The organism is Streptomyces sp. NBC_01515, assembly GCF_045040345.1.
Taxonomy (GTDB): Bacteria; Actinomycetota; Actinomycetes; order Streptomycetales; family Streptomycetaceae; genus Streptomyces.
The window spans coordinates 11,121,470-11,144,255 of the sequence record NZ_CP109416.1 but is presented as its reverse complement, the minus strand read 5'-3'; the positions used below and the strand labels follow the sequence as shown (position 1 = coordinate 11,144,255).

Below are 22,786 nucleotides of genomic sequence, written 5' to 3'. Positions count from 1 at the left end.
CGGTGATGTCCGGGTGCAGGTCGGCTCGGGGACCCTGCGCGCACTGAGTATCGACGGTTGCCGCGTGTCCTCGCGATGGGGCGGATGACCTAAAGATCGGAGCGCGTGCCGGTGGCGTGGTCTTCCGACGGGGTGATTCCGGCCTGCGTCAGGCTGACCGCCAGTGCGGTACGCGAGGTCACTCGGTATTTGCGCATCGCCGAGTTCAGTTGTGCGGCAATGGTCTTCGGGGAACGGGAGAGTGCTCGTGCGATGGCCGGGTTGGTCAGACCGGTGAGCATCAGGCGGACCACTTCCAGCTCACGCGGGGACAGTTGGTCGCCATAGCCGCGGCGCCCGCCGCGCCACATCTGACGTACCGGCTCCCCGGCCGCACGGCGCGCGAGGTGCACCCGGTCGGCATCCGTCCGGGCTCCCAGAGCCGTGAATCCGGCCTGCACGTGGGCGAGTTCGGCCAGTCCGGTATCCCTGTCCCCCGCTGCCAGCAGGCACCCGGCCCGACGTTCGGCCGCGAGCAGTGCCTCATACGGTCGGGGCAGGCCCTGCCAGGCGGTGGCGGCCCGGCCGAACGCGGCGGCTGCCTCGACGCTGCGGCCCTCTCCCTCCGCCAGTACCCCGCGGCACGTCGCCAGGGCCGCGTCCGCTGCCGGCAGGTTCTTGCCCGCGAGCCCTTCGGCCAGGTCCGCGACGAACTGCCGCGCCTGGTCCGGCCGTTCGACCGCGAGAAGCGCGCCGGTCCGCACCGGTGCGAACTCGGTGGCCCACAGCCAGATGTTCTTGCGGGCCACGACGGCGGCCGGTCCTTCCGTCAACTCCAGCGCCTCGGCGGCCGACCCCTCTGCGAGCCGGATCCGCGCCAGGGCGGCAGCGGGCTCCAGCGGCAGATCCACGATGCCGCGCCGCAGACCCGCGTCGAGCACCTGGCGCAGCCGCTCCTCGACGGTCCCGGTCCCGCCCTCGGTCACCGCCGCGCGGCCGGCATCCGCCGCGCTGCCGCCGACCGCCCCGTCCAGCAGAGCCGTGATCAGCAGGGCGTCCAGCTGGACCACGGGTTCCTCTTCCACCCCGGCCAGGACGGCGGCTCGCTCGGCCAGTCCGTCCCAGGCACCGGTGAACCAGTCCAGGTGCACCAGCGTTACCAGGATCATGTCGTGGAGCCGCTGGTACCGGTGTTCTTCGGCCCTGGCCAGCCCGGTCGTCAGCAGCGCTCTGGCCTCGTCGTAGCGGCCCCAACGCATGGCGGAGTTGCCGATGTTGAGTCCGGCGCGGGCCAGTTGCATCATTCCTTCCGGGGTCGTCGCGGTGTCGGGCAGTTCCGCGGCCACGGCCCAGCCGGCCTCGTCGCCCATGTCCAGCAGGGAAGTCGCCCGGTCCACCACCAGAGCCAGCCGCTGGTCCGCCGTCATCGGCAGCCGGGCCGCGTCGGCCGCCCGGTCCAGCCAACGGCGGTGCTCCCCGGCGGACATCAGGGTGCTCGGCGGGCTGCCCAGCGTGTTCATCGCCCAGGCCGCCTGGAACGGTTCGTCGGCCAGATCCGGCAGCGCCTTTTCCAGTTCCGCCGCAGCGGCCGCGTACTCGCCCGTGTGCAGCAGCATCCTCCCCAGTTGGGTGCGGACGGCCGCGCGCTCGTGCGGGGAGAGCGTCTCCGCGTCCAGCACCTCGCGCAGCGCACGGGTCAGGTCGGCTCGGCCGACGAGCCCGGTGAATGCCATGACCGGCATCTTCTGGGCCCACCGGGCCACCGAGGCGGCGGGCGGATCGCTCTCGGTGAGGAGTTCGTGCAGCAGTCCGACGGCGGTGCGGTGGTCCCCGGAGGCCAGCGCGAGGTCGGCGGTCCGTTCGGCGTACTGCCGCCACTGCCCGGTGTCCCCCGCCTCCCGGTAGTGGTGGGCGAGCCGTGCCACCGGCTGCGGTGTCATGGCCTGCAGGGAGCGGCCCGCTCCCCGGTGCAGGGCCCGGCGGTCGGGCGCGGGCGTCATGTCGTAGACCGCACGAGCCGCCAGCGCGTGCCGGAAACTGACCCGGCCTACACGGTCCTCACCTAACAGTCCACTGCGTACGGCGGCGTCCACGGCCCGGCTGACAACGTTGTTCGGGAGCCCGCTCACCGTCGCGAGAACGGGCAGGCCGACCGGTTCGGCCAGCACGGAGGCGGCCTGCAGCACGCGTTGTGCGACCGGGGTGAGATGCGAGGCACGTTCGGCGACGGCGTCCCGGATGGTGGGCGGCACAGCGATGTCCGCCAGCGTCCTGCGTACCCACTCTCCGTCGCGCCGGACCAGATCGGCCCGGTCGCGCAGCAGCCGGACGGACTCCTCGATCGCCAGCGGCACGCCGTCGGTCCGCTCCTGGAGGAAGGACGCGAAAGCCTCGGAGACGTGTTCCCCGTCGAGCATCGACGACATCAACTCGGCGGTCTGGGGCACGTTCAGCGCGCCAAGGCAGATCCGTACGTACCCGGTGCCTGCCGGGGGTCGGGAGGTCAGCCGCATCAGCACGGAGTCCGGCGCCACGTCCTCGGGACGGTAGGTCAGCACCAGGCTCATCCGGCGGGACCGGCGGGAGGCGAGGAACAGCAGGAAGTCCAGGGTGGTTCCGTCGGCCCAGTGGACGTCCTCCAGGATCAGCACGCCGACGCCCATGGCGTCCAGCAGTTCGGCCAGTGCGCGGAAGAGTCGGTGCCGAGCGGCGCCCGCGTCCGACAGCGCCTCGGGGGCCGGCGGCAGATCCTGCCCCCACTCGGGGAACAGCGGCCGCAGCACCCCGGCGAGGGGGGTGAGGGTCAGCTCCGCCACATCGGGCCGGGCATCGCGGGCGGCATCGACGATCGGGCCCAGGGTGAGTGCCTCCCGGAACGGGGGGCACATGGCGGCCAGCGGCCGTCGGGCGCCGATACCGGGCTCGTCCAGCGCTTCCTGAACGAGTCGGCTCTTGCCGATTCCGGCCTCACCCTCGACGAGAACGGCGGCCGGCGGCCGTGCCAAGGCCTGCCTCAGCCGGTGCAGTTCGACCGCTCGGCCGACGAATCGCGGAGCGCCGACGCTGGGTAGCACGCGCGGAAGGCCGCTGTCCGCCGAGTGCTCCATCAGACCGCCTTCCCCACCCCGCCCCGGGTTTGTGCGACCCAAGCACCCACCGCATGTGCGAGCCTCGACACCGCAGCATGCCACGATGCCTGTACCAGCCGCGCCCGGTTATGCCAACTACGGTCGCCTCAAGTATTTCTGATGCTGCATCAGTATGAGCCAATCGCTGGACAAGGCTCGTCGCCGCGTTGCGGGACGCGCACAAGGACCCCCGGGGTGAGGGCGTGCGTGACTGCGGGGCCGGCGTGCCGTTCTTCCCGCTTCACGACTCGGCGACGACTGTGACGGATGGGTAGTGCCTGCGTACGTCGGCGACCAGTTCCTGGCCAGGAGTCCCCTGCGACCGTTCCGGTCGGGTAGGGCTCGCCAAGGTTTGAGGGTGTCCCTCCACGGCAACGCCGTTGGGTGTCGACGCCGCCGTGCTCAAGCAGCGGGTGACCGCCGCGATCGACTCCTCCGGTACGTACGACATCAAGACCGCCTCCGAGCGGCGTGGCGGGACCGCACCCCCCAGCGGCGCCGCACCACCACAGGTGACACACCGACCAGGACTGGACGCGACGGGTCAACGCCCGCGTCACCGAAGCCTGAACACAGCCCTGACAACTTGAGAAATTGATCCGATGTCTCATCGTCACAGTCATTGACGTCTCGTCTCCACACCCCTACTTTTCCAGCATGTTTCCCACAAGAGAGCATGCGCACGTCACGAGAACCGTGAAGCAACCGCGGTTATTCATCGGGTCTTACCGTGTCATCGCGGCCTTCGTCTGTACCCTTCTGCCCATCGCAGTGCTGACCCTGCCCGCACACGCGGCAACCGCGGTCACCTACTTCGTCTCGCCCACCGGCAGCGACGACAACGCGGGGACCAGCTCCGCCGCCCCCTTCCGGACGCTCACCAAGGCACAGACCGCGGTCCGGGCGCTCGACACATCGACGTCCGGACCGATCACCGTGACCCTGGCCGGCGGCGTCTACCGGCTGACCAAGACGCTGACCTTCACCGCCGCGGACTCAGGCGGCGGTACGGCCGGCACCGTCTGGTGGAAGGCGGCGGCCGGACAGACCCCGGTCATCAGCGGCGGCGCCCACATCACCGGCTGGGCCAAAACCAGTACGGGCAGCAACATCTGGTCCGCCCCAGCCCCCACCGGCCTGGACACCCGCCAGCTGTACGTGGACGGAGTGCGCGCCCAGCGCGCGACGGGCGCCCTGCCGGTGTCGGTGACGCAGACGGCAACCGGGTACACCACGGCGTCCGGTGACCCCATGGCCGGCTGGCGCAACCCGTCGGCGATCGAGTTCGTCTACCGCGGCGGCCTGGGCCTGTGGACCGAGCCGCGCTGCCCGGTCGCCTCGGTAACGAGTACCGCCATCACCATGGCCCAGCCCTGCTGGAACAACTCCACCCAACGGGTCATGCGTACCGACGACTCCGGCCGCACCTACAACCTGGTCGGCCGCAAATCGATCACCGAGGCACCCACAGCGGTGGAGAACTCCTACGAACTCCTCGACAAAACGGGCGAGTTCTACCTGGACAAGAGCGAGCACCGCTTCTACTACATCCCGCGTGCCGGGGAGAACCTGGCCACGGCGGACGTCGAGGCACCCTCACTCGACACGCTGGTGGCGTCCTCCGGCAAGGCCGCGGACGAACCCAGCCATGTCGGCTTCCAGGGCATCCAGTTCAGCTACGCGAACTACACCACCTCCAACACCGGCACCGGCTTCTCCGAGATCCAGGCCACCTACCAGGTCACCGGTACCAAGGGCTACGCCACCCAGGGCCTGTGCGACTTCGTGTCCGGCGGCACCTGCCCCTACGGCAACTGGACCAAGATGCCCGGCGCGGTGCGCTTCAGCTACGACAAGAGCATCCACTTCGACCACGACTACTTCGTCCACCTCGGCGCGGCCGGACTGGACCTCGGCGACGGCTCGCAGAACGCCACCGTCACCGCCTGCGTGTTCACCGACATCTCCGGCAACGGCCTCGACCTGGGCGGAGTGGACATTCCCCAGCCCACCAGCGCCGCCCAGCACACCAGCGGCATCACCGTCAAAGACAGCCACTTCTACAACACCGCCGCCGAATACCACGGCGGGATCGCCATCGACGCCGGCTACATCGAAACCTCGACCATCACCCACAACCAGATCGACCATGTCCCCTACACGGCGATCTCCATCGGCTGGGGCGGCTGGCCCGACAAGGTGAGCCTGCCCGCACAGCCCAACTACTCCAACAACAACACCATCTCGAACAACCTCATCTACGACCACATGTCACTCCTCGGCGACGGCGGAGCCGTCTACACGAACGGGATCACCGGCACCTCCATGGCCACCGGTGAGCACGTAAGCGGCAACGTGGTCCACGCCCAGCTCAACACCTCCGGCGGCCACGTCCTGTACACCGACAACGGCGCCACCTACGTGTCGATCCTCGGCAACGCCGTATGGAACATCAACGTCTCCCCCTGGGGCAGCAAACACGGCAACTACACCGCAGGCGACGGGACATACGATCCGACGGACATCGAAGGCAACTACTGGCCGAGCGGTCCCTCCGACTACAACAGCAAGGGCGTCCTGATCCAGGGCAACCACAACATCACCGCAGCGGACCAGGTCCCGTCGAGCATCATCGCGGCCGGCGGCATCGAAACGCAGTACCAGGCGATCCTCTCCTGGCAGCCGGCCTGACACGAAAGCGTCCCGGCGTGCGCCGCTCTCCGCGGATGAGGGAGCGGCGCCGCTCTCGCGGTTGCGTCCACGCGCGTGCCCGAACTCGGCATGGGTCACCGGCCGTTCGACCAGCGGTAGGAGGGCCGGCGGGCAAGTTGCAGGACCCGGCACGTGACCGCGACGGGAATCCCTTCCATCGCCAGCTCTTTCACGACCGGGTAGATCCTTTTCCCGGCAGGTGCGCCTGCGACAGGTAGGCCGCCGCCCGGCGCAGGACCTCGTTCTCCTGCTCCAGCACCTTGATCCGCCGACGCGCTTCCCGTAGTTCCGCGCTGCCCTGGCCGGTCGTTCCTGGCCTGGTCCCGTCATCGATGTCCGTGCGGCGCATCCATTTCCACAGCGTCATCGTGTGCGCCCCCAAGTCGGCGACCGCCTGCTCAACCATCACACCCGGCCTGCGGTTCTACGCGACCCGTACGACATCCTCGCGGAACTCTTCCGAACTCTTTCGGACAAGGCTTGGGCACAAGGGAAAACGGTAGCAATCTCGGGCCGAACCGGACCGCGTCCAGCAGCTGGCACCACGACGTCCGCCCGGTCTCCAGCGCGGCGACGAACGAGTACGGCCAGCCGGGAATGAACTGGTCACTGGAGCGTCCCGAGCGTCCGTAGACGAGGCAGAACAGGCGGTCCGGGCTGGTCGGCGCGTCGGGTCGCAGCCACGCGGAGACGTCGACGGCCAGTACCAGGCACCCGTCGGCGGCCTTGGGCTGCGGCAGCATGGCCAGCGCCTTGCGCAGCCCGGCCGCGTCGATGCGGCCCTGGTTGAGCGCGTCGTACAACGCGCCGTGCCCACGCCGGTGCTCGGCCAGCAGCGTCAGGTCGACCGGCGAGGTCACCGGGCCGTCTCCGCAGAGCATCGCGTCCGTGAGTTCGAACAGGGTGTCACCGCGCCGGGTCGGACATGTGTAGAGGTCCTCTCGAAAGCGGGACGTGAAGCCGAAAGCCTCGTCCCGGGCATCGTGGTGCAGCAGACTCACCCCTGCGGCCTTCGTATGAGTGCGGTTCTGTGATGGAACGCATGCTCATGCGAGGGCCGTCCGCCTGTCCCGCGAATGCCCAGGTGGGTGAGCCTGTACGACGCGCTGTTCGAGGTCAGCCGCCAGCTGGCGAGTGAAGAAGACCAGGCCGGGGCGGGGCGGGGCACTATGGCCGAGCGGATACCGCAGGGACTCCGGCGACCCGCAGGCTGCGGGCGAGGAGTTCCATCTCGGGAAGGGTTCCCGAGAACTCCCCGGCCAGCACGCGTCTTAGTTCAGCCTTGGCCTCGGTCAGGCCAAGGCCGAGTTCAGCCCGCAGCACTCGCATGATCGCGATGCTCATTCCCTGTGGGGAAGTTACCCGCAACCTCGCCGCTCCGTGCCCGGAGAGCAACTGATCGCGGAGGTCAGCCGGCAGTACGCCATCGCACACAGCCACCGCGAACCCACAAGCCGAGCAGATGACCTCAACGTCCCACCGCAAAGAGCCGCCCACCAGGGCCTGGACGCCGCAGCACTCCAGCCGGGCACCGCAGTCCTGGCATACCGCCGAGTACTTGATGAACTCCAACACTGCCTGCCCCATCCCCGCGACCTGTCCCCTCGACGGCAACCCAGTCGCTCCGAACCGGTGGTCCTCTCAAGCGCTCTGGCTATCGCGGAAGTGGCGAACTGCCGTATCGCCCGGAGCGGGTTCACACCTCGCGGAGCAGTAGGAAGCCGTCCCGCTGACGGATGACGCCGCCCAGGTCGGTACGTGCGCCGTGTTTGGCCCGGCAGATCAGGCTCACCCGCTCACCGGAACCGACTTCGACAGGTACTTCACCACTGGAGCACCAGGAAATCCTCACCTGGACGGCATGCGAGCCGACGGCGACGGGGATGTTGACCAACTCCCCGCGCCGCAGCCGGCCGACGCGTTCGCCGTCGATGTAGACCTCATAGCGCCGCAACTGCGCATAGGAGTCCGCGTCATCGCGATAGACGGACACTTCGGTGCCTGCCGAGGCAGGATCACCCGACCCGAGGGACCGCGGTCTCACCCCTGTGGCCTTCTCCTTCGCCAGCAGGAAGGCCGGCTGTCCAGTGACCGCCACCATCACCTGGGCAGCAAAGCCGAGAAAGAAGACTACCAACCCCGCCAAGGTCACGACGGAGGCCGCCACCGGTCCCGCACTGTGCCCGGCTCCACCGGCGGGGAGCCAGGCACCGCCCAGAAACATCACGGACAGACCACTCAAGGACGCCGCATCGAGCAGCGAGGCACGTTCGAGCCTGACCTGCTGCTTGGGTCCGGCGAGGCGGCGCGCGAACGCCGCCACCGGTGCCGCGGGCGCGTAGGGATCCGACCAGCGCCGGATACCCCTCGCCCAGGATCGAGCCGCCAGTACCCCAAAGACGAGGGCTCCCCCCAAAGCGGCCCAGGAAGGCATCACTAGAACCAGCTTCCACCATCGGCGATGACATTGTTGGTCACATTACTGGTCACACATCCGACGGCGAGTCCAACGACCGCCCCCGACCCCTGCTCCGGGAAACGACCACCCTCCACAGGGGAAGCGATCACCAGCGGCCCCGTACTTCGCTGGCCAGACTTGCTCGTCAACCCCCTCCCCGCACCAGAGGTCAAACGGCAAGCTCAGACCGTGTTTGAGATCTGCCGTACCCCGTTGCTGGAGTGGTTGTTGAGCATGCTGTGAGCGGTGCTGGGGGTGGGTATCCGTCGGACCTGACGGATGAGCAGTGGGCGTTGGTGGAGCCGTTGCTCCCGCGGGCGCGGGTGGGTGCGAAGGGTGGCCGGCGGGAGAAGCATCCGCGGCGGCGGATCGTCGACGCGGTCTTCTACGTGGTGCGGACCGGGTGCGCCTGGCGGCAGCTGGCGAAGGACTTCGCTCCGTGGCCGACGGTGTATTGGTACTTCACGTGGTGGCACGACGACGGCACCGTTGAGCGCATCCATGACGCCTTACGAGGCAAGGTCCGTCAATCTGACGGTCGCGACGCGGAGCCCAGCGCGGGCTTGATCGACTCGCGGTCCGTCCGCACCGCCGATACCGTCCCAGCTGCCACCAGGGGATTCGACGCGGGTAAGAAGGTGAAGGGCCGCAAGAGATTCATCGTCACCGACACCCTCGGCCTGCTCTTGGCCGTCCACGTCGTCGCGGCGAGCATCCAGGACCGCGACGGCGCGAAGCAGCTGTTGCTGTGGACCAGGCTCGACCACCCCGGGGTCCGGAAGGTCTGGGCAGACCAGGGCTTCGCCGGCCGTCTGGTCGACTGGACCGCCCAGATCCTCGGCCGTGAGCTGGAGATCGTCCGCAAGGATCCTGACCAGCGCGGCTTCCAGGTCCAGCCCAAGCGGTGGGCGGTGGAGCGCACCTTCTCATGGCTTACCGCCCACCGGCGCCTCGCCAGGACCCTATGAGACCAGCCCCGCCCACTCGGAGACGATGATCCGCTGGGCGATGATCGGCATCATGGTCCGCCGCCTCACCCGAGGTCGACCGGCAACCCGACCAGGCCCACGATCACTCTCTCGCACCGAGGCCTGTGACCGCTGTGCAGCCGAGAGCTCTCCGCTCACCTCATGAATGCAATCACCAGCGAGTCCGACTCTGGCGCGATGCAGTCGTATGTCGGAGAGTCGACGTGGCGATGATCGTCTGCATCTGCCTCGGAGGCGAAGTCTTCGATGTCCCCGGCCGGTAGTACGTCGTGCGTGCCGATCGACGGAGCCTTCCGCACCTCCGCCCTGGCGTACCGGACCTTGAGGTAGCCCGGACCGTCGATCGCGTCGTCGAGGGGGACGAAGACCAGCCGGCGCCGGGTGGGCAGCCCCGTCCTGACCGTGGCCATGGACGGGGCATCGGTGGCGGTGTCCACGTACACGGCTTCCAGTACGCCTATCCGCTGCCCGCCGTCATCAACGACATTGTGATTACGCCGCTCTCGGACGTCCGCTGCCTGGATCATGACCGGTCTCCTCCACTCCCTGCTTCCTGCGCCGTGTGATGGTTGGTGAACGCCGCTCAGCGGCGACGGCTGCGGCCCCTGCCGGACCAACCGGTCCCGACACCGGCCACACGCAGGGCGAGCAGCGTGAGGCCGGGGTACAGCAGGCTCGTCGAACTGAAGATCACGTCGGTCGGCGTTTCGGTGGCGTGGATGATGAAGGCGATGCCCAAGAGCACAGCCGCCGTGAAAGCCAACATCAGTTTTGTCCCATCGGCCGTGGGCGGCCCACACCCGATCGCGGTGGCTACGCCGTTGCCGGGCACCTTTCCTGTCGGCAACCGACTATTCGTACGAAGGCCCGGGGTCGGCTGCCCGGCCGGTTTCAGACAGGCCCTTGTCAGAAACCTGACAGGATGCTCATATCGTTCGGCCACCGTGGCCGCCATGACGAACCCCTCTCATCGCAGCTGGCTGGTTCCCGGCCGCTCCGCGCGGGCAGCCCTGTTCACCGCCGTCGGCGCAACGGGCCTTGTCGTCCTCACCGCGTGCGGTGGCGGCGGCTCGGGCAACGCGAGTGACAGAAGCAGTGCCGGCGACAGCGATGTCGCCTCGATCGCGAGCCCGGGCAAGGCAGTCGGGACACCGACGCGGGCAACGGACCCCGACGCCGGCCGCCCCGTTATCCGGCTGGACAGCTCCACCGAGGAGACCAACCGGATGTGGGACAGCTGGTACGCCTGCCTGAGGGCGAAGGGCGGGCCGCTGAAAGGGGCGCCGACCACCCCGGCCGAGAAGGCCGGAGCGAAGGCCTGCGCGTCGAAGCAGCCGATTACGCCGCCGGAGCTGGACCCGGCCCAGAATCCGGACTACTCCGACGACCTGCGGGTCATGGTGAAGTGCCTGAACGCCCACGGCATCAGGGCCACCATGGTCGGCGACTCCGATTACTCGTTCGACCAGAGCCAGCCGAATCCTCCGCACTTCAATGAGATCGAAACCGCCTGCCAGGTGAAAGCCTTCCAGAAGTAGGCGCATACGCAAGGGCGTTGGGCCGCTCAACGGCCCAACGCCCTTCGCCCATGTCGCCCATGTCGTTCATGCCGACGCGAGGGCCTCGGTGGGGGTGAGGCGGGCGGCCCTGATGGACGGGTAGACACCGGCGATCATGCCGACGAGTACGGCGCCGCCGAACCCTCCCGCCACCGTGGTGAGCGGGACGACCGGCGGCCAGTGCTGGTAGGTGGCGTAGCCGACGGTGGCCAGGACGCCGAGGACGGTACCGGCCACGCCGCCGAGCGCGGACAGTACGACGGACTCGGTGAGGAACTGGCCGCGGATCTGGCCCCGGTTGGCGCCCAGCGCGCGGCGCAGGCCGATCTCACGGCGGCGTTCGAGGACCGAGATGACCATGGTGTTGGCCACTCCGATACCGCCGACCAGCAGCGCGACTCCGGCGAGTCCCAGGAAGAGGGCGGAGAAGGTGGTCTGGGTGGCGCGCTTCGCGGCCAGCGCGTCGGACGGGCGGCTGATCTGGACCATGCCGGGCAGTTGCGGGTAGACCGTGGCGGGCAGCACGCCCCGGACCGCCTCCATGGCGGATTCCCTGACCTTGATGTAGATCACCGTGGGGTGTCCGTCGAACTTCAACTGGGCACGGGCGGCGTCCCATCCGACGAGTACCGAGCGGTCGATGTCAGGGGAGAGCGGGGTCCGGGCAAGGATGCCGATGACCGTGAACCAGCGATCGTTGATGTAGATCTGCGGGGCGGGTCCCCGGTCGTTCAGCTTCGCGAAGCCGAGCCGGGTGGCGGCGACCGAACCGAGCACCGCGGTGGGGAACCTCTCGGTGGCGGCGTTGAGGAAGCGGCCCGACCGCACCTCGGCGTTGATGGCCGGTAGCAGGTTGACCTTGCTGGCCAGGATGGTGAGTCCGGCGTAGTCGTTGGGGTCAACGCGGTCCGAACGGTGAACGGTGGCATGGGTGTTGGCGACGGCACTGGCCATGGTGACCGGACCGATACGGCGGACCATGTCCACCGATTCCGGCGGGAGCAGCACCGGTGAGTTCGGATTGGGGACCGGCTGCGCCTGGAGCATGTTGGTGCCCATCGCCGAGAGCTCGTTCAGCAGCGCCTTCTGGCTGGAGGCCGGGATCCCGGTGACGACGATCATGGTGGCGATGCCGATGGAGATGCCAAGGGCCGACAGCGCGGCCCGCATCTTGCGGGTACGGATGCCGAGCAGACCCAGCCCCAGAAGATCCAGCGGGGCCAGCCGTACCGGCCTGCTGTTCGCCTCGGTGACGGTGGTGTTCATGACCCCTCATACGTGTCGGCGACGAGGCGCCCGTCGAGGATCTCCACCCGGCGGGGCAGCCGCTCGGCGATGTCCCGGTCGTGGGTGATGATCGCGATGGTGGTGCCCTCGTCGTTCAGCTCGGTCAGCAGTTCAAGGACGGCCCGTCCATTGGCGGTGTCCAGCGCGCCGGTGGGCTCGTCGGCGAGCACCAGCGCGGGGTTGTTGACCAGAGCCCGGGCGATGGCGACGCGCTGGCGTTCACCGCCGGAGAGCTGGTGCGAGAGGTGTCCGGCCCGGTGGCCCAGGCCGACCCGGGCCAGCGCCTCCAGCGCCAGCGGACGGCGCCGGCCGCGCGGCACACCCGCGTAGAGCAGACCGGTGGCGACGTTCTCGGCTGCGGTCAGCCCCTCGGTGAGATGGAACTGCTGGAAGACGAAGCCGAGCCAGCGGCCGCGCAGCGCGGACAACCGCCGGTCGGAGAGCGAGGAAACGTCCCGGCCGCCGATCTCCACGGTGCCGCTCGTCGGCCGGTCCAGGGTGCCCATGATGTTCAGCAGAGTGGACTTGCCGGACCCGGAAGGTCCGACGATGGCCAGCAGTTCACCGGTCCCGATGGCCAGCGAGACACCGTCCAGCGCGTTGACCCCGCCGGGATACGCCATGCTCGCGTTGCGGACGGTGAGTACCGGAGGTGTGCGGTCGGTCATGAGGCCGTTGCCACCTTGGTGCCCGCGGTGATGCCGGTGCCGCTCACTTCCACCAGTCCCTTGGCGAACATCCCCGTCTCGACGGCCAGCAGACGGCCGCCGGGGAGCTGGAGCGCGTAACCGCCGCCGCTCAGCGCGAGCAGCGCGCCGACCGGCACGGCCAGTACGCCCTTCTTGGTCTGCCCGGTGAACTGCACCTGTACGGGTGCGGAGTTGAGGCGGCGCAGCGCCGCCGTGCTGTCCAGCGAGACGGTCACCACCAGCTGCGGTGTGCCGCCGGAGTCACCGCCTGCCTGGTCGGAGGCCTGGGCATCCGTGCTGATGGCCGAGACGGTGCCATGGGCCTCGGAGTTGTCGGGCAGCGTCACGGTCGCCTTGTCACCCTGCTGGATCGAGTCGACGTCGGTCGCGTCCAGCGGCACCGACACCGACTTGGCGGTACCGGTGACCGACATCAGCGTTCCGGTGGCCGGGTCGCCGGGCTGCGCCTGTACGGCACCGACCCGTACCTCGCCCGGCAGCACCGCCACGTCGCCGGCGCCGAGGACCCCGGTGGAGGGCATACCGACCTGGGTCTGCCACCGCCCGACCGCCGCGATCAGGGAGGCGGTGAGCACCCCCTCGCCCGGCTTGACCCGGACGTAGGACGGCGACGGGGAAGGGGACGCCGAGGGCGACGGGGACGGCGAGGCGCTCGCGGCGCCGGTCGGCTCCGGCCTCTGTGCGACCCAACTGCCCGACGCCGGCTGAGCGCCGATGTCGTAGCCGAGCGCCCTGAGGTTGTCCGCGACCACCTTCACGTCCCTGCCCATGAGACCCCGGGTGTCCAGGGGGCGGAACAGCGGTGTGGTCCCGTAGAACACCGGCACCGGACGATCGTCCAGCCGGTACAGGGACCTGCCCCTGGACACCTTGGCCCCCACCGCCGGCAGCTGGGTGACCAGGCCGTCCTTGCCGCCCTTCACCGATACGGTCCTGCCGTAGCCCAGGGTTCCGTTCAGCGAAAGGGTGCTGGACAGGTCGGTCCTGACCACCGCGACGGTGCTCACCCGGGGCGCACCGCTCGCCGCGGCGCCCGACGGCTTCCCAGCACTCCTCACCCCGGCCAGGCTGATCCCCACCACGCCTGCCGTGAGCAGTGCGGCCACCGCGATGACGACCCGTTTCCGCGCCTTCCCCGGCGCCGCGCTGCCGGGCGGTTCGTCGGCCTGAGCGTGCTCACTTCTTCGCACTGAATGCCTCCAGCCGGCAACTGCTCTCGATTTCATCCGAATTGGCCGGCTGGTTGTCGGAGGCGTAGTTCCAGCCCGCGTTGTCGGGCAGCCCGACAACCTTGAGCCCCTTGGAGTTCATGCACCTGATCCATTCGCGGAAGTCATCGGCGTAATGCGGGTTCTTCTTCGGGTCCGTCTCCACAGGCTGAAGCGGTTGCTTCGAGGCGCAGACCTTCGCCGATGCGGGAAAGTCCGAAGCGTTCACGCCCGGGAAGATCCATTCGGCGCCCGCCGCGCCTTTCGTGTACGTCTTCACTCCGTGGTCCTGAAGGCAGGACACCCAGGCGTTGTTGAGCTTCCGGTGTTCCTCCTCGCTGCCGTCCAGGCGCAGTTGGGGGCGGCCCGAGTCGGGGTCGGCGCTCGGCCCGGCCGATCCGGCACTCGCGGCCGGGCTGGAGATCGAGGCCACGTCGTTGTCACCGGCCTTGCCCGCACCGGAGGATCCGCCATCGCACGCGGTGAGCGCGGAAATCGCCACCACCCCGAGGGCGGCCAACGCGACGGATCGGGACCTCGTGCTGTGGCCGCATTGGTTCGCCGGGTTGCGCAGTCTTCGGCCGCGCTGTGTCCTCACTGGCTGGACGGGCTGATTGCAGCCCGTCCAGCCAGTGAGGACACGGCGCAGGGGCCGTCCGACGGCGATTGCGGAACCGGCTACCGGACGGACCCGGGACACGTCTGCGGCCACAGCACCAAGGCCTGGCCGGTCATTGATGCTCGGCATGGCGGCCACCATGGCCAAGCGATATGAGGATCCTGTCAGACCGCGATCAAAAACCTGTCTGAATCGCAGCGCCCCGCCCTATGGTCGGCAGCATGTGCGCACATGTCCTGGTGGCCGAGGACGACGTCAGACAGGCCACGGTGATCCGGCGCTATCTGGAACGCGAGGGCCACACCGCCCTTGTGGTGCACGACGGCCGTGCCGCGATCGACGAGGCCCGCCGCCGACCGCCCGATCTGCTCGTCCTCGACGTGATGATGCCGGTGGTCGACGGCCTGGACGTCTGCCGCATTCTGCGGGGGGAGTCGTCCGGCCTCCCGGTGCTGATGCTGACCGCCCGCGCCACCGAGGAGGACCTGCTGCTCGGCCTCGACCTCGGCGCCGACGACTACATGACCAAGCCCTACAGCCCCCGTGAGCTGATGGCCCGTATCCGCACCCTGCTGAGGCGCAGCCGGCGTACCGGCGGCGGCACCGCAGTCCCGGACGACCGCCGGCCGACCGACCCGGTCCTGCGGGCCGGCGCCCTCTCGGTGGATCCGGTCCGGCACACCGTCCACCTCGGCGGGCGGCAGGTGGAATGCACCCCCGGGGAGTTCGAGGTCCTGACGGTCATGGCCGCCGAGCCCGAACGGGTCTTCACCCGGCGGCAGTTGCTGACCCGGACCCGCGGGTCCGACCGCTTCATCACCGAGCGCACCATCGACGTGCACATCCTGAACCTGCGCAAGAAGCTCGAAGCCGACCCGAAGCAGCCGGTCCTCCTGCTGACCGTCTTCGGGGTCGGCTACAAGATGGCTGCCGGCCCCGAGGGCCACCGTGCGCACTGAGCCCGCGGTGCACGCCGAGACCCCCGAGACCAGGGTGCCGCTGCACAGGAGTCTGCTGGTCAGGCTGCTGGCTTCCTCGCTTCTCGTCGCCCTCTGCGCGATCACCGCCACCGCCTGGCTTGCGGTACGGACCACCACCAGCGCGATCCGCCAGGAGCAGGGGCAGGTCCTCTCCGACGACACGGACATCTACAAGATGCTCACCGACTACGCCGCCGTCCACCCGAGTTGGGACGGAGTCGCCGGGACGATCAGCCAGCTCGCCGACCGGACCAACCGGCGTATCACCCTCACCGCCCAGGACCACGGGCGCCGGACGATCGCGGACTCCGCGCCCGGCACATCGCCGCTGCCCGACCATGCGTTCGCGGTCATCGACCCGCTCCAGGTCGACCCCGCGCTGTTCCCCGACGCCGGCGCCGACCGTATCGACCCCCGTGCCCTCGGCCCGTTCCGGCTTTCCGCCGCACAGCGCCAGGATCTCCTCAGCAGCGCGAACAAGCTCAGGAACTGTGTGATCAAATACGGCTTCCCCGCCAAGGTCTCCGTCTCGCTCAGCGGTCACCCCAGCATCGAGACCGAGGACGGCGCCAAGGAGGCCTACGCCCTGGTCACGTGCGAATCCACGCTCCAGCTCGCACTCGCGACACCGGGCGAGCTGAAGGCTCTCGACAGCCTCAACAAGCTGATCAGGACCTGTCTGGCACATCAGGGCCGGCCGACCGTGGTGCTCGACCTCACGCTCTCCCACAAGCCGGGCGACGCCGACAGCCGGGCCGCGCAGAACTGTGTCAACTCCAGCCGCCGCGAACAGCTCGCCGCCTACGTCGCCCCGGCGGCACAGCTGTTCGTCAGTGAACCGGCCGGATCGGCGGTTCCGGGCTTCGACCTGTCGCAGGCCAACACCATCCGCATCATCGGCGTCATCGCCCTCGTCCTCGTCCTCACCATGACCGTGACCGTCGTGATCGGCGTCCGCCTGGTCAGACCACTGCGCGCGCTCACCAGCGCCGTACGGAACCCGGGCCGCCCGCAGCTCCGCGTCCCGGTCACCACCGGCGACGAGATCGGCCGCCTCACCGCCGCCTTCAACGACCTCTCCGAGCACCGGGAACGCACCGAAGCGCAGCGCAAGGCCATGGTCAGCGACATCGCCCACGAACTGCGGACACCGCTCAGCACCATCCGCAGCTGGCTGGAAGCCACCCAGGACGGTGTGCTCACCCCGGACGACGACGTGACCTCGGTGCTGCTGGAGGAGACCCTGCTGCTCCAGCACATCATCGACGACCTCCGGGACCTGGCGGCGGCCGAGGCCGGCACGCTCCAGCTGCACCGTGAGCTCCTGGACGCGGGCGACCTCCTGCACCACGTCGCCACCGCCCACGGCGGCCAGGCCCAGAGCGCGCGCATCACCCTGGACGTCCGCACCGACGGTGACACCGAGCTGTACGCGGACCCCATGCGACTGCGCCAGGCCGTCGGCAACCTGGTGTCCAACGCCGTACGCCACACTCCCCCCGGCGGCAGCGTCACCGTACGGTCCCGCCGCACCGGGAACACCGTCCTGATCCAGGTCAGCGACACCGGCTCCGGCATCGGCCCGGAGGACCTGCCGCATGTCTTCGACCGGTTCTGGCGCGCCGAGAAGTCCCGCAACCGGCACACCGGCGGCAGCGGCCTCGGTCTCTCCATCGCCCGCCGGTTCACCGAGGCCCACGGCGGCAGCCTCAGCGTCACCAGCACCCCCGGAACCGAGACGGTCTTCACTCTCCAACTGCCCGGCTGACCACGGCGGTTCAGGCCGTCAGTACGGTGCGCACGCCCGGTACCTCGGGCTCGGTCCACGCGGTCCCGACGTCGGCCAAGGGCATCGTCCTGACGGTGACCGCGATGCCGCCGCCGTCGATCTCCTCGATGAGGGACGGCAGTTCGGCCAGATACGCCCTGGTGGACACGGCTCCCTGGCCGTTGCCCTGCAACCGGAAGTTCGCCGAACGCAGTGCCACGAAGGGCAGTTCGATGGTCGGGCCCGCCATGGAGCCGATCTGGATCCAGTTCAGCGCGCGGCTGCGGTCGGCGCGGGCCCGCAGCAGCGCCATGATCGCGTCACCGGCGGGCCTGCCCCAGAGGTAGTCCACGACCAGGTCGACCTCGGCGGCCGTCTCGGCCAGCGCCGCCGCAGTGGCCTCGGCGCCGTCGGTGAGCGCGACGGTCACGTCGGCGCCGATCCCCGGCAGGGTCGCCAGCCGCGCCCGTTCACGGCCCGCGCCGAGCCGCCTGGCGACCTGGATGGCCATCTGCCCTGGCACCGCTCACAGCATGCTCAACGACCACTCCAGCAACGGGGTACGGCAGATCTCAAACACGGTCTCAGATTCCGTGGCCGACTCTCATGACCGATGGCCAAGCGGTGGCCACCCGCGAGACTCGGCCCCGGAGTCGTAGAGCAGATCACGTCCTGCAGCCCGGTACGGCAGAGCTCCTCCCCCGCCCCCACCGCGAGCGGCGCGCGGTCTTGGAGGATCTCTTCGCCCGCGAGATGCCTCGGTGCAGCCCTGTGGTGTCTTGCGGCTCGCCTGGGGACTCGCCCCCTTGGCGTACAGGTTTCTCAAGAACGTCTGTCCGGTTACCGATGCATCCACGGCAAGCACGCTCATGCTTTCGAGGAGAGGCTGGTTGTTGTGACGTCAGCATCGGTACCGCAGTCGCTGGACCCGCTCGCGCTCGCCGTCGACGATCTGCGGGCCGGACGGCCGGTCATCGTCGTCGACGACGATGACCGGGAGAACGAGGGAGACCTGGTCATGGCGGCCGAGTTCGCCACCGCCGAGGCATTGGCATTCTTCGTCCGCTGGACCAGCGGGCTGATCTGCGCGCCGATGGCCCCCGAGATCGCCGACCGGCTGGAGCTGCCGCTGATGGTCCCGCCCGCCCCGGGCACGGACACCGTCGAGACCACCGCCTACACGGTCTCCGTGGACGCGGTCGGCGTCGGCTCGGGGATCTCCGCCGCGGACCGCGCCCTGACCGTGCGCACCCTGGCCGACCCCGCCACCCGGCCCGACGGGCTGATCCGGCCCGGGCACGTGCTCCCGCTGCGGGCCCGCCCCGGCGGGATCGCCGAGCGGCGCGGACACACCGAGGCCGGCGTCGACCTGCTGCGCCTGGCCGGGCTGTCACCGGTCGCGGTGATCAGCGAGGTCTGCGAGGACGACGGCTCCACCGCCGGCTTCGACCGCCTGCGCGCCTTCGCCGACGAACACGGACTGGCACTGGTCTCCATCGAGCAGCTGTCGCAGGGGCTGCGGCTCGCGGACCCGGCGACGGTATGACCCCGGTGCTGCGGGCGACGGTCTTCGACCTGGACGACACCCTCATCGACACAGCGGACGCCTGGCCGCGGGTGTGCGCCGACTTCACCGCCCGCCACGGTCACCCCTGGCGGCCCCAGGACACCGCCGCACTCCACGGCAACGGCAGCTGGGCCTCGTACGTCGCCGGCCTGTGCGGCGGTACGGCCACCACCGCCGAGGTCGTCGACACCTGCACCACCGCGATGGTCGGCGCCTGCGCCGCGGGAGAAATCCGGGCCCTGCCCGGCGCCATCGAGCTGGTCCTCGAAGCCGAACGCCACGGACCGGTCGGCGTGGCCACCGCCAGCCCCCGCCGCTTCGTCCGGGCCGCCCTCGAACACCTCGGCCTGGCAAAGAGGCTGCGGGCCGTGGTGTGCGGCGAGGACGTGGCCCGCGTCAAACCCGCACCCGACCCCTACCTGCGCGCGGCAGCCGAACTCGGCGTCCCCTCCTCCTGGTGCCTGGCCGTGGAGGACTCCCCGGCCGGCATCCGCTCCGCCATCGCCGCCGACATGCACGTCCTCGCCATCCCCCGCTCGGCCACGACCCTGCCCGACAGCGTCGCCCACCTGCCCACGGCCCAAGCCCGCACCGCGACCGAAGCACTCCCCCTACTGACCCGGCTGCTCACCTCCCGTCCCGCACCCCTCATCCGCGAAGAAACCACCACATGAACACCGGAAACAAGCCCGACATGGGGCTCCCGAAGTCGTGGCGAACGTAAGCGAAGCCAGCGCGGAGTGTGACCAGCCGTCTGCGCGCATGAGGTGCAGTGGAGGTGGTCAAGTCAGCCTGGTTCAAACCGTCTTCGCGAGTAGTGATCTTCATCGAGCAGGGCCGATTCGAGACGCATCGGTGGTCCCAAATCGCGGCGCCGTATTCAGCTGCGGACACCGGACAACTTCAAACCCTGCTCAAAACTTGGGCTCGTAGCGCCAGTTCGTCCCGACCGGGAGGGTCTGGACGAACTCGGCGAACGCGACATCGACAGGGAACTCCACACGATCAGACTCCAGCCGCCAAGGCGCCCGTGCATGCGGGCGGGTGCTACCGGAGCAGCGCCATCACCTCCTTGACGACCAGCGTGAGCGGCGTCGGTGAGTGATCGCGGCGTGTTCGATGACGCGCATCCGGGAGAACAGGACTCAGGTCTGGTCCGAGGTGAGTTCGGCGACGTCGATCGCCAGCGATGGAGGGGCGTTGATCATCCGCTCGGCAACCGGCACGCAGCCGAGGGAGCGGAGGTGCTCGGCTTTCGTCCTGCGCCCCGGTCGGCGGAGACCGCCCGGGTGGACACCGGCAAGCCGGAGGCCCCGCTGACGTCAATACCGGACTTGCCGCGACGGCAGCTCCACGGTGATCACCGCGACATGCGGCGGACCCGTTCCAGCTGTGGGGCGCGGTGTACCCATCTGCTGCGACGGTGCGGGAAAGGCAGGGCGAGAGTGGTGACCAGAGCGGGGAGCGGGGGCACGCTCCGACCGTCTCGCGTTCAGGAGGTACCCCGGTCCGCCCTGCCGCCGTAGTACACCGCGGCGGTCGAGCGGTACCTCCGGTACCTCGGCGGCGTGGGCATCGCGAAGGCCACCGTGAAGGGCTGCCGTTTCTCGCCGACAACGTGGGGGTGGATGCTCGCGAGTGAACCGTCGCGCCACCGACCGAGTAGTAGCGGGTACCGGACAGGGCCGAGGTGGAGGTGTTCTCCACGAGCTGCTCACGGCCTTCTGCAACGCACTTTAGGGGCGAATGGACCGCAGACCCTGGTACCCAGGACGGCAATGCGAGAGGCCGGTGGTACTGCGGTACTACTCGACCACGGCAACGCCGGTAGCGGGCATCACGATCTCTGCGCCGGCGGGAGTGGTACCCCAGTACCAGTCCCCTCCGAAGATTCCCCCGGGGTCCCATGGATCGGGCCCGCCGCGCTCCTAGTTTCGAATGCAGACACCGCGGTGCACCCGCGGCCGAGTTCGAGGCAGGAAAGGCCCACCCCCATGATCGAAGCGCGCGAGCTGACCAAGCGGTACGGCGACAAGACGGTCGTCGACAATCTGAGCTTCACCGTGAAGGCCGGTGAGGTGACCGGCTTCCTCGGCCCCAACGGCGCAGGCAAGTCCACCACCATGCGCATGATCATCGGCTTGGACTCCCCCACCAAGGGCTCGGTCACCATCAACGGCCGCGCCTACGCCAAGCACAGCGCGCCGCTGCACGAGATCGGGTCCCTGCTGGAAGCCAAGTCCGTCCACCCTGGGCGCAGCGCGTTCAACCACCTGATGGCGCTCGCCCACACCCACGGCATTCCGCGCCGCCGGGTGGACGAGGTCATTGAGCTCGCCGGCCTGACCAGCGTGGCCGACAAGCGGGTCGGCGCCTTCTCGCTCGGCATGGGCCAGCGACTCGGCATCGCCTCCGCACTCCTCGCCGACCCGGCGATCGTCATGCTCGACGAACCCGTCAACGGCCTCGACCCCGAGGGCGTGCTGTGGGTGCGCAACCTGCTGCGCGGGCTCGCCGACGAGGGCCGGGCCGTGATGCTCTCCTCGCACCTGATGAGCGAGACCGCGCTGATCGCCGACCACCTGGTGATCATCGGCCGCGGCCGGCTCCTCGCGGACACCACCGTCGACGACTTCACCCGGGAGGCCAGCGGCGGCGGGGTCAAGGTCGCCACCACCGAGGCCGCACGGCTGCGCTCACTGCTGGCCGGACCGGACGTCACGATCACCTCCTCCTCCGCCGAGGAACTCCTGGTCACCGGACGCGATGCCCGGGAAATCGGGGCGATCGTCGCCCAGCACGGAGTGACCCTGTACGAGCTCACCCCGCAGGCCGTTTCCCTGGAGGCGGCCTTCATGGACCTCACCCGCGATGTCGTCGAGTACCACAGTGGTCCGGCGGACGCTTCCGAACGAAAGGCCGCCTGATGCCCACCACCGCACTCCGCCGCATCCAGCGACCGGGCAAGCGCCCGAACCATTCCGCGGCACCCGGCTCCAAGACACCCACTTCCCCCACGACGTACAAGGTGACCGGCCTGCGGGTGCTGCGCTCGGAGTGGGCCAAGTTCTGGTCCCTGCGGTCCAGTTGGATCACCCTGGGCGTGGCAGTGTTTCTGCTGGTCCTCTTCGGGGCGATCGCCAGCTACACCTACAGTCCCGACACCGTGGCGACCGGCGGGCCTGGACCGAGCTCCGGTGACAGCGACGCGATCAGCCTGGCGCTGACCGGCGTGTCCTTCGCGCAGCTCGCCGTGGGCGTGCTGGGTGTGCTGCTGGCCGCGGGAGAGTACAGCACCGGCATGATCCGCTCCACTCTCGCAGCGGTGCCGCGCCGACTGCCCGTCCTGTGGTCGAAGGCCGCCGTGATCGGGCCGATCGCCCTGGTCCTCACCGCCATCGGCGCCCTGGCCGCGTTCCAGCTGGGCACCCCGGGCCTGGACGGCCAGAGGATCGCCCTGTCCCTGGGCGACGACGGCGTACTGCGCAGCCTCGCCGGCGCGGGCCTCTACCTGGGTCTGGTCGCCGTGTTCGGGGTGGCGCTGGGCGTGCTCCTGCGTTCCTCCGCCGGGGCCATCGCCGCCCTGGTCGGGGTCCTGCTCATCCTGCCCGGCCTGGCCTCGCTGCTGCCCGACTCCTGGTACGACACGCTCAAGCCCTACTTTCCCAGCAACGCGGGGTCGGCTGTCTACGCCCTGCATCAGTCCTCGGACGCCCTCTCGCCCGGGGCGGGGCTCGCGGTCTTCGCCGGCTGGGTGGCCCTTGCCCTCGCCGGGGCGGCCTACCGCCTCGTCAAGACCGACGCCTGAGCTGGACACGAGGA

The 22,786-nt window shown here is 69.5% G+C and carries 20 protein-coding genes and 1 pseudogene; 9 read left to right on the top strand and 12 right to left on the bottom strand.

Annotation, left to right across the window (positions count from 1 at the left end):
• Positions 1-89 precede the first annotated feature (89 nt).
• A complete protein-coding gene (locus tag OG407_RS49280; RefSeq protein WP_405867968.1) occupies positions 90-3,086 on the bottom strand; it encodes a helix-turn-helix transcriptional regulator in 2,997 nt (998 codons plus the stop codon).
• A gap of 792 nt (positions 3,087-3,878) precedes the next feature.
• Here OG407_RS49280 and OG407_RS49275 point away from each other — a divergent pair.
• Positions 3,879-5,798 (top strand): hypothetical protein, encoded by a 1,920-nt coding sequence (locus OG407_RS49275; protein ID WP_405867966.1) that lies wholly within the window; start codon positions 3,879-3,881, stop codon positions 5,796-5,798.
• 190 nt (positions 5,799-5,988) lie between these two features.
• On the opposite strand, the gene OG407_RS49270 is transcribed toward OG407_RS49275, so the two are convergent.
• From OG407_RS49270 to OG407_RS49255, 4 genes and pseudogenes are all read right to left on the bottom strand, one after another.
• Positions 5,989-6,225 (bottom strand): hypothetical protein, encoded by a 237-nt coding sequence (locus OG407_RS49270; protein WP_405867964.1) that lies wholly within the window; start codon positions 6,223-6,225, stop codon positions 5,989-5,991.
• A 103-nt stretch (positions 6,226-6,328) separates the two neighbouring features.
• Positions 6,329-6,814, bottom strand: a pseudogene (locus tag OG407_RS49265) (transposase); the annotation flags it as partial.
• 172 nt (positions 6,815-6,986) lie between these two features.
• Positions 6,987-7,163 carry a hypothetical protein gene (locus tag OG407_RS49260; protein WP_405867962.1) on the bottom strand — a complete coding sequence of 59 codons (177 nt, stop codon included), beginning with the start codon at positions 7,161-7,163 and terminating at the stop codon, positions 6,987-6,989.
• A 352-nt stretch (positions 7,164-7,515) separates the two neighbouring features.
• Positions 7,516-8,142 carry a hypothetical protein gene (locus OG407_RS49255; RefSeq protein WP_405867960.1) on the bottom strand — a complete coding sequence of 209 codons (627 nt, stop codon included), beginning with the start codon at positions 8,140-8,142 and terminating at the stop codon, positions 7,516-7,518.
• A gap of 374 nt (positions 8,143-8,516) precedes the next feature.
• Between OG407_RS49255 and OG407_RS49250 the strand changes: the two genes are divergently transcribed.
• Positions 8,517-9,411, top strand: a protein-coding gene (locus OG407_RS49250; RefSeq protein WP_405867958.1) for an IS5 family transposase whose coding sequence is annotated in 2 segments (ribosomal slippage) — positions 8,517-9,236 and positions 9,238-9,411 — 894 coding nt in all. Because the reading frame shifts where the segments join, the coding sequence is not laid out codon by codon here.
• On the opposite strand, the gene OG407_RS49245 is transcribed toward OG407_RS49250, so the two are convergent.
• Both OG407_RS49245 and OG407_RS49240 read right to left on the bottom strand, forming a co-directional pair.
• Positions 9,401-9,793 carry a PRC-barrel domain-containing protein gene (locus OG407_RS49245; protein ID WP_405867956.1) on the bottom strand — a complete coding sequence of 131 codons (393 nt, stop codon included), beginning with the start codon at positions 9,791-9,793 and terminating at the stop codon, positions 9,401-9,403. The two genes, OG407_RS49250 and OG407_RS49245, sit on opposite strands and share 11 nt — an antisense overlap.
• A gap of 56 nt (positions 9,794-9,849) precedes the next feature.
• Entirely contained in the window at positions 9,850-10,221 is a 372-nt protein-coding gene (locus OG407_RS49240; protein WP_405867954.1) for a hypothetical protein, read from the bottom strand.
• On the opposite strand from OG407_RS49240, the gene OG407_RS49235 reads away from it, so the two are divergent.
• A complete protein-coding gene (locus OG407_RS49235; protein ID WP_405867952.1) occupies positions 10,211-10,804 on the top strand; it encodes a hypothetical protein in 594 nt (197 codons plus the stop codon). The genes OG407_RS49240 and OG407_RS49235 overlap by 11 nt on opposite strands.
• A 66-nt stretch (positions 10,805-10,870) precedes the next feature.
• Here the strand turns inward: OG407_RS49235 and OG407_RS49230 are convergent, their stop codons facing one another.
• The 4 genes from OG407_RS49230 to OG407_RS49215 are packed head-to-tail and all read right to left on the bottom strand — an operon-like array spanning position 10,871 to position 14,790.
• On the bottom strand, positions 10,871-12,091 hold the full coding sequence (locus tag OG407_RS49230) for an ABC transporter permease (protein WP_405867950.1): 1,221 nt from the start codon (positions 12,089-12,091) through the stop codon (positions 10,871-10,873).
• Positions 12,088-12,780 carry an ABC transporter ATP-binding protein gene (locus tag OG407_RS49225; protein ID WP_405867948.1) on the bottom strand — a complete coding sequence of 231 codons (693 nt, stop codon included), beginning with the start codon at positions 12,778-12,780 and terminating at the stop codon, positions 12,088-12,090. The genes OG407_RS49230 and OG407_RS49225 overlap by 4 nt, the downstream gene beginning before the upstream one ends.
• Positions 12,777-14,012 (bottom strand): hypothetical protein, encoded by a 1,236-nt coding sequence (locus OG407_RS49220; protein WP_405867946.1) that lies wholly within the window; start codon positions 14,010-14,012, stop codon positions 12,777-12,779. Before OG407_RS49220 ends, OG407_RS49225 begins: the two co-directional genes overlap by 4 nt.
• A complete protein-coding gene (locus OG407_RS49215; RefSeq protein ID WP_405867944.1) occupies positions 13,999-14,790 on the bottom strand; it encodes a hypothetical protein in 792 nt (263 codons plus the stop codon). The genes OG407_RS49220 and OG407_RS49215 overlap by 14 nt, the downstream gene beginning before the upstream one ends.
• A gap of 80 nt (positions 14,791-14,870) precedes the next feature.
• On the opposite strand from OG407_RS49215, the gene OG407_RS49210 reads away from it, so the two are divergent.
• Together OG407_RS49210 and OG407_RS49205 are read left to right on the top strand one after the other, a co-directional pair.
• Complete coding sequence (locus tag OG407_RS49210; protein WP_405867942.1) at positions 14,871-15,608, top strand: response regulator transcription factor; 738 nt, start codon at positions 14,871-14,873, stop codon at positions 15,606-15,608.
• Complete coding sequence (locus tag OG407_RS49205) at positions 15,598-17,397, top strand: sensor histidine kinase (RefSeq protein WP_405867940.1); 1,800 nt, start codon at positions 15,598-15,600, stop codon at positions 17,395-17,397. The genes OG407_RS49210 and OG407_RS49205 overlap by 11 nt, the downstream gene beginning before the upstream one ends.
• A gap of 10 nt (positions 17,398-17,407) precedes the next feature.
• Here the strand turns inward: OG407_RS49205 and OG407_RS49200 are convergent, their stop codons facing one another.
• The gene (locus OG407_RS49200; RefSeq protein WP_405867938.1) at positions 17,408-17,920 is read right to left on the bottom strand and encodes a hypothetical protein; all 513 of its coding nucleotides are present in this window, start codon (positions 17,918-17,920) and stop codon (positions 17,408-17,410) included.
• 372 nt (positions 17,921-18,292) lie between these two features.
• On the opposite strand from OG407_RS49200, the gene ribB reads away from it, so the two are divergent.
• The 4 genes from ribB to OG407_RS49180 all read left to right on the top strand — a co-directional run bounded on the left by ribB (position 18,293) and on the right by OG407_RS49180 (position 22,772).
• Complete coding sequence (gene ribB, locus OG407_RS49195; protein ID WP_405867936.1) at positions 18,293-18,943, top strand: 3,4-dihydroxy-2-butanone-4-phosphate synthase; 651 nt, start codon at positions 18,293-18,295, stop codon at positions 18,941-18,943.
• The gene (locus OG407_RS49190) at positions 18,940-19,638 is read left to right on the top strand and encodes an HAD family hydrolase (protein WP_405867934.1); all 699 of its coding nucleotides are present in this window, start codon (positions 18,940-18,942) and stop codon (positions 19,636-19,638) included. Before ribB ends, OG407_RS49190 begins: the two co-directional genes overlap by 4 nt.
• 1,320 nt (positions 19,639-20,958) lie before the next feature.
• Positions 20,959-21,891, top strand: coding sequence for an ATP-binding cassette domain-containing protein (locus OG407_RS49185; protein ID WP_329351997.1), 933 nt, complete (start codon positions 20,959-20,961; stop codon positions 21,889-21,891).
• Entirely contained in the window at positions 21,891-22,772 is an 882-nt protein-coding gene (locus OG407_RS49180; protein ID WP_329351996.1) for an ABC transporter permease, read from the top strand. Before OG407_RS49185 ends, OG407_RS49180 begins: the two co-directional genes overlap by 1 nt.
• The last annotated feature ends 14 nt before the right edge of the window (positions 22,773-22,786 follow it).

Coding starts and splice junctions, on each gene's coding strand:
- OG407_RS49280 (WP_405867968.1), bottom strand. CDS start 3,086: ATGGAGCACTCGGCGGACAGCGGCCTTCCGCGCGTGCTACCCAGCGTC.
- OG407_RS49270 (WP_405867964.1), bottom strand. CDS start 6,225: ATGGTTGAGCAGGCGGTCGCCGACTTGGGGGCGCACACGATGACGCTG.
- OG407_RS49260 (WP_405867962.1), bottom strand. CDS start 7,163: ATGAGCATCGCGATCATGCGAGTGCTGCGGGCTGAACTCGGCCTTGGC.
- OG407_RS49245 (WP_405867956.1), bottom strand. CDS start 9,793: ATGATCCAGGCAGCGGACGTCCGAGAGCGGCGTAATCACAATGTCGTT.
- OG407_RS49240 (WP_405867954.1), bottom strand. CDS start 10,221: ATGGCGGCCACGGTGGCCGAACGATATGAGCATCCTGTCAGGTTTCTG.
- OG407_RS49230 (WP_405867950.1), bottom strand. CDS start 12,091: ATGAACACCACCGTCACCGAGGCGAACAGCAGGCCGGTACGGCTGGCC.
- OG407_RS49225 (WP_405867948.1), bottom strand. CDS start 12,780: ATGACCGACCGCACACCTCCGGTACTCACCGTCCGCAACGCGAGCATG.
- OG407_RS49215 (WP_405867944.1), bottom strand. CDS start 14,790: ATGGTGGCCGCCATGCCGAGCATCAATGACCGGCCAGGCCTTGGTGCT.
- OG407_RS49210 (WP_405867942.1), top strand. CDS start 14,871: ATGTGCGCACATGTCCTGGTGGCCGAGGACGACGTCAGACAGGCCACG.
- OG407_RS49190 (WP_405867934.1), top strand. CDS start 18,940: ATGACCCCGGTGCTGCGGGCGACGGTCTTCGACCTGGACGACACCCTC.
- OG407_RS49185 (WP_329351997.1), top strand. CDS start 20,959: ATGATCGAAGCGCGCGAGCTGACCAAGCGGTACGGCGACAAGACGGTC.
- OG407_RS49180 (WP_329351996.1), top strand. CDS start 21,891: ATGCCCACCACCGCACTCCGCCGCATCCAGCGACCGGGCAAGCGCCCG.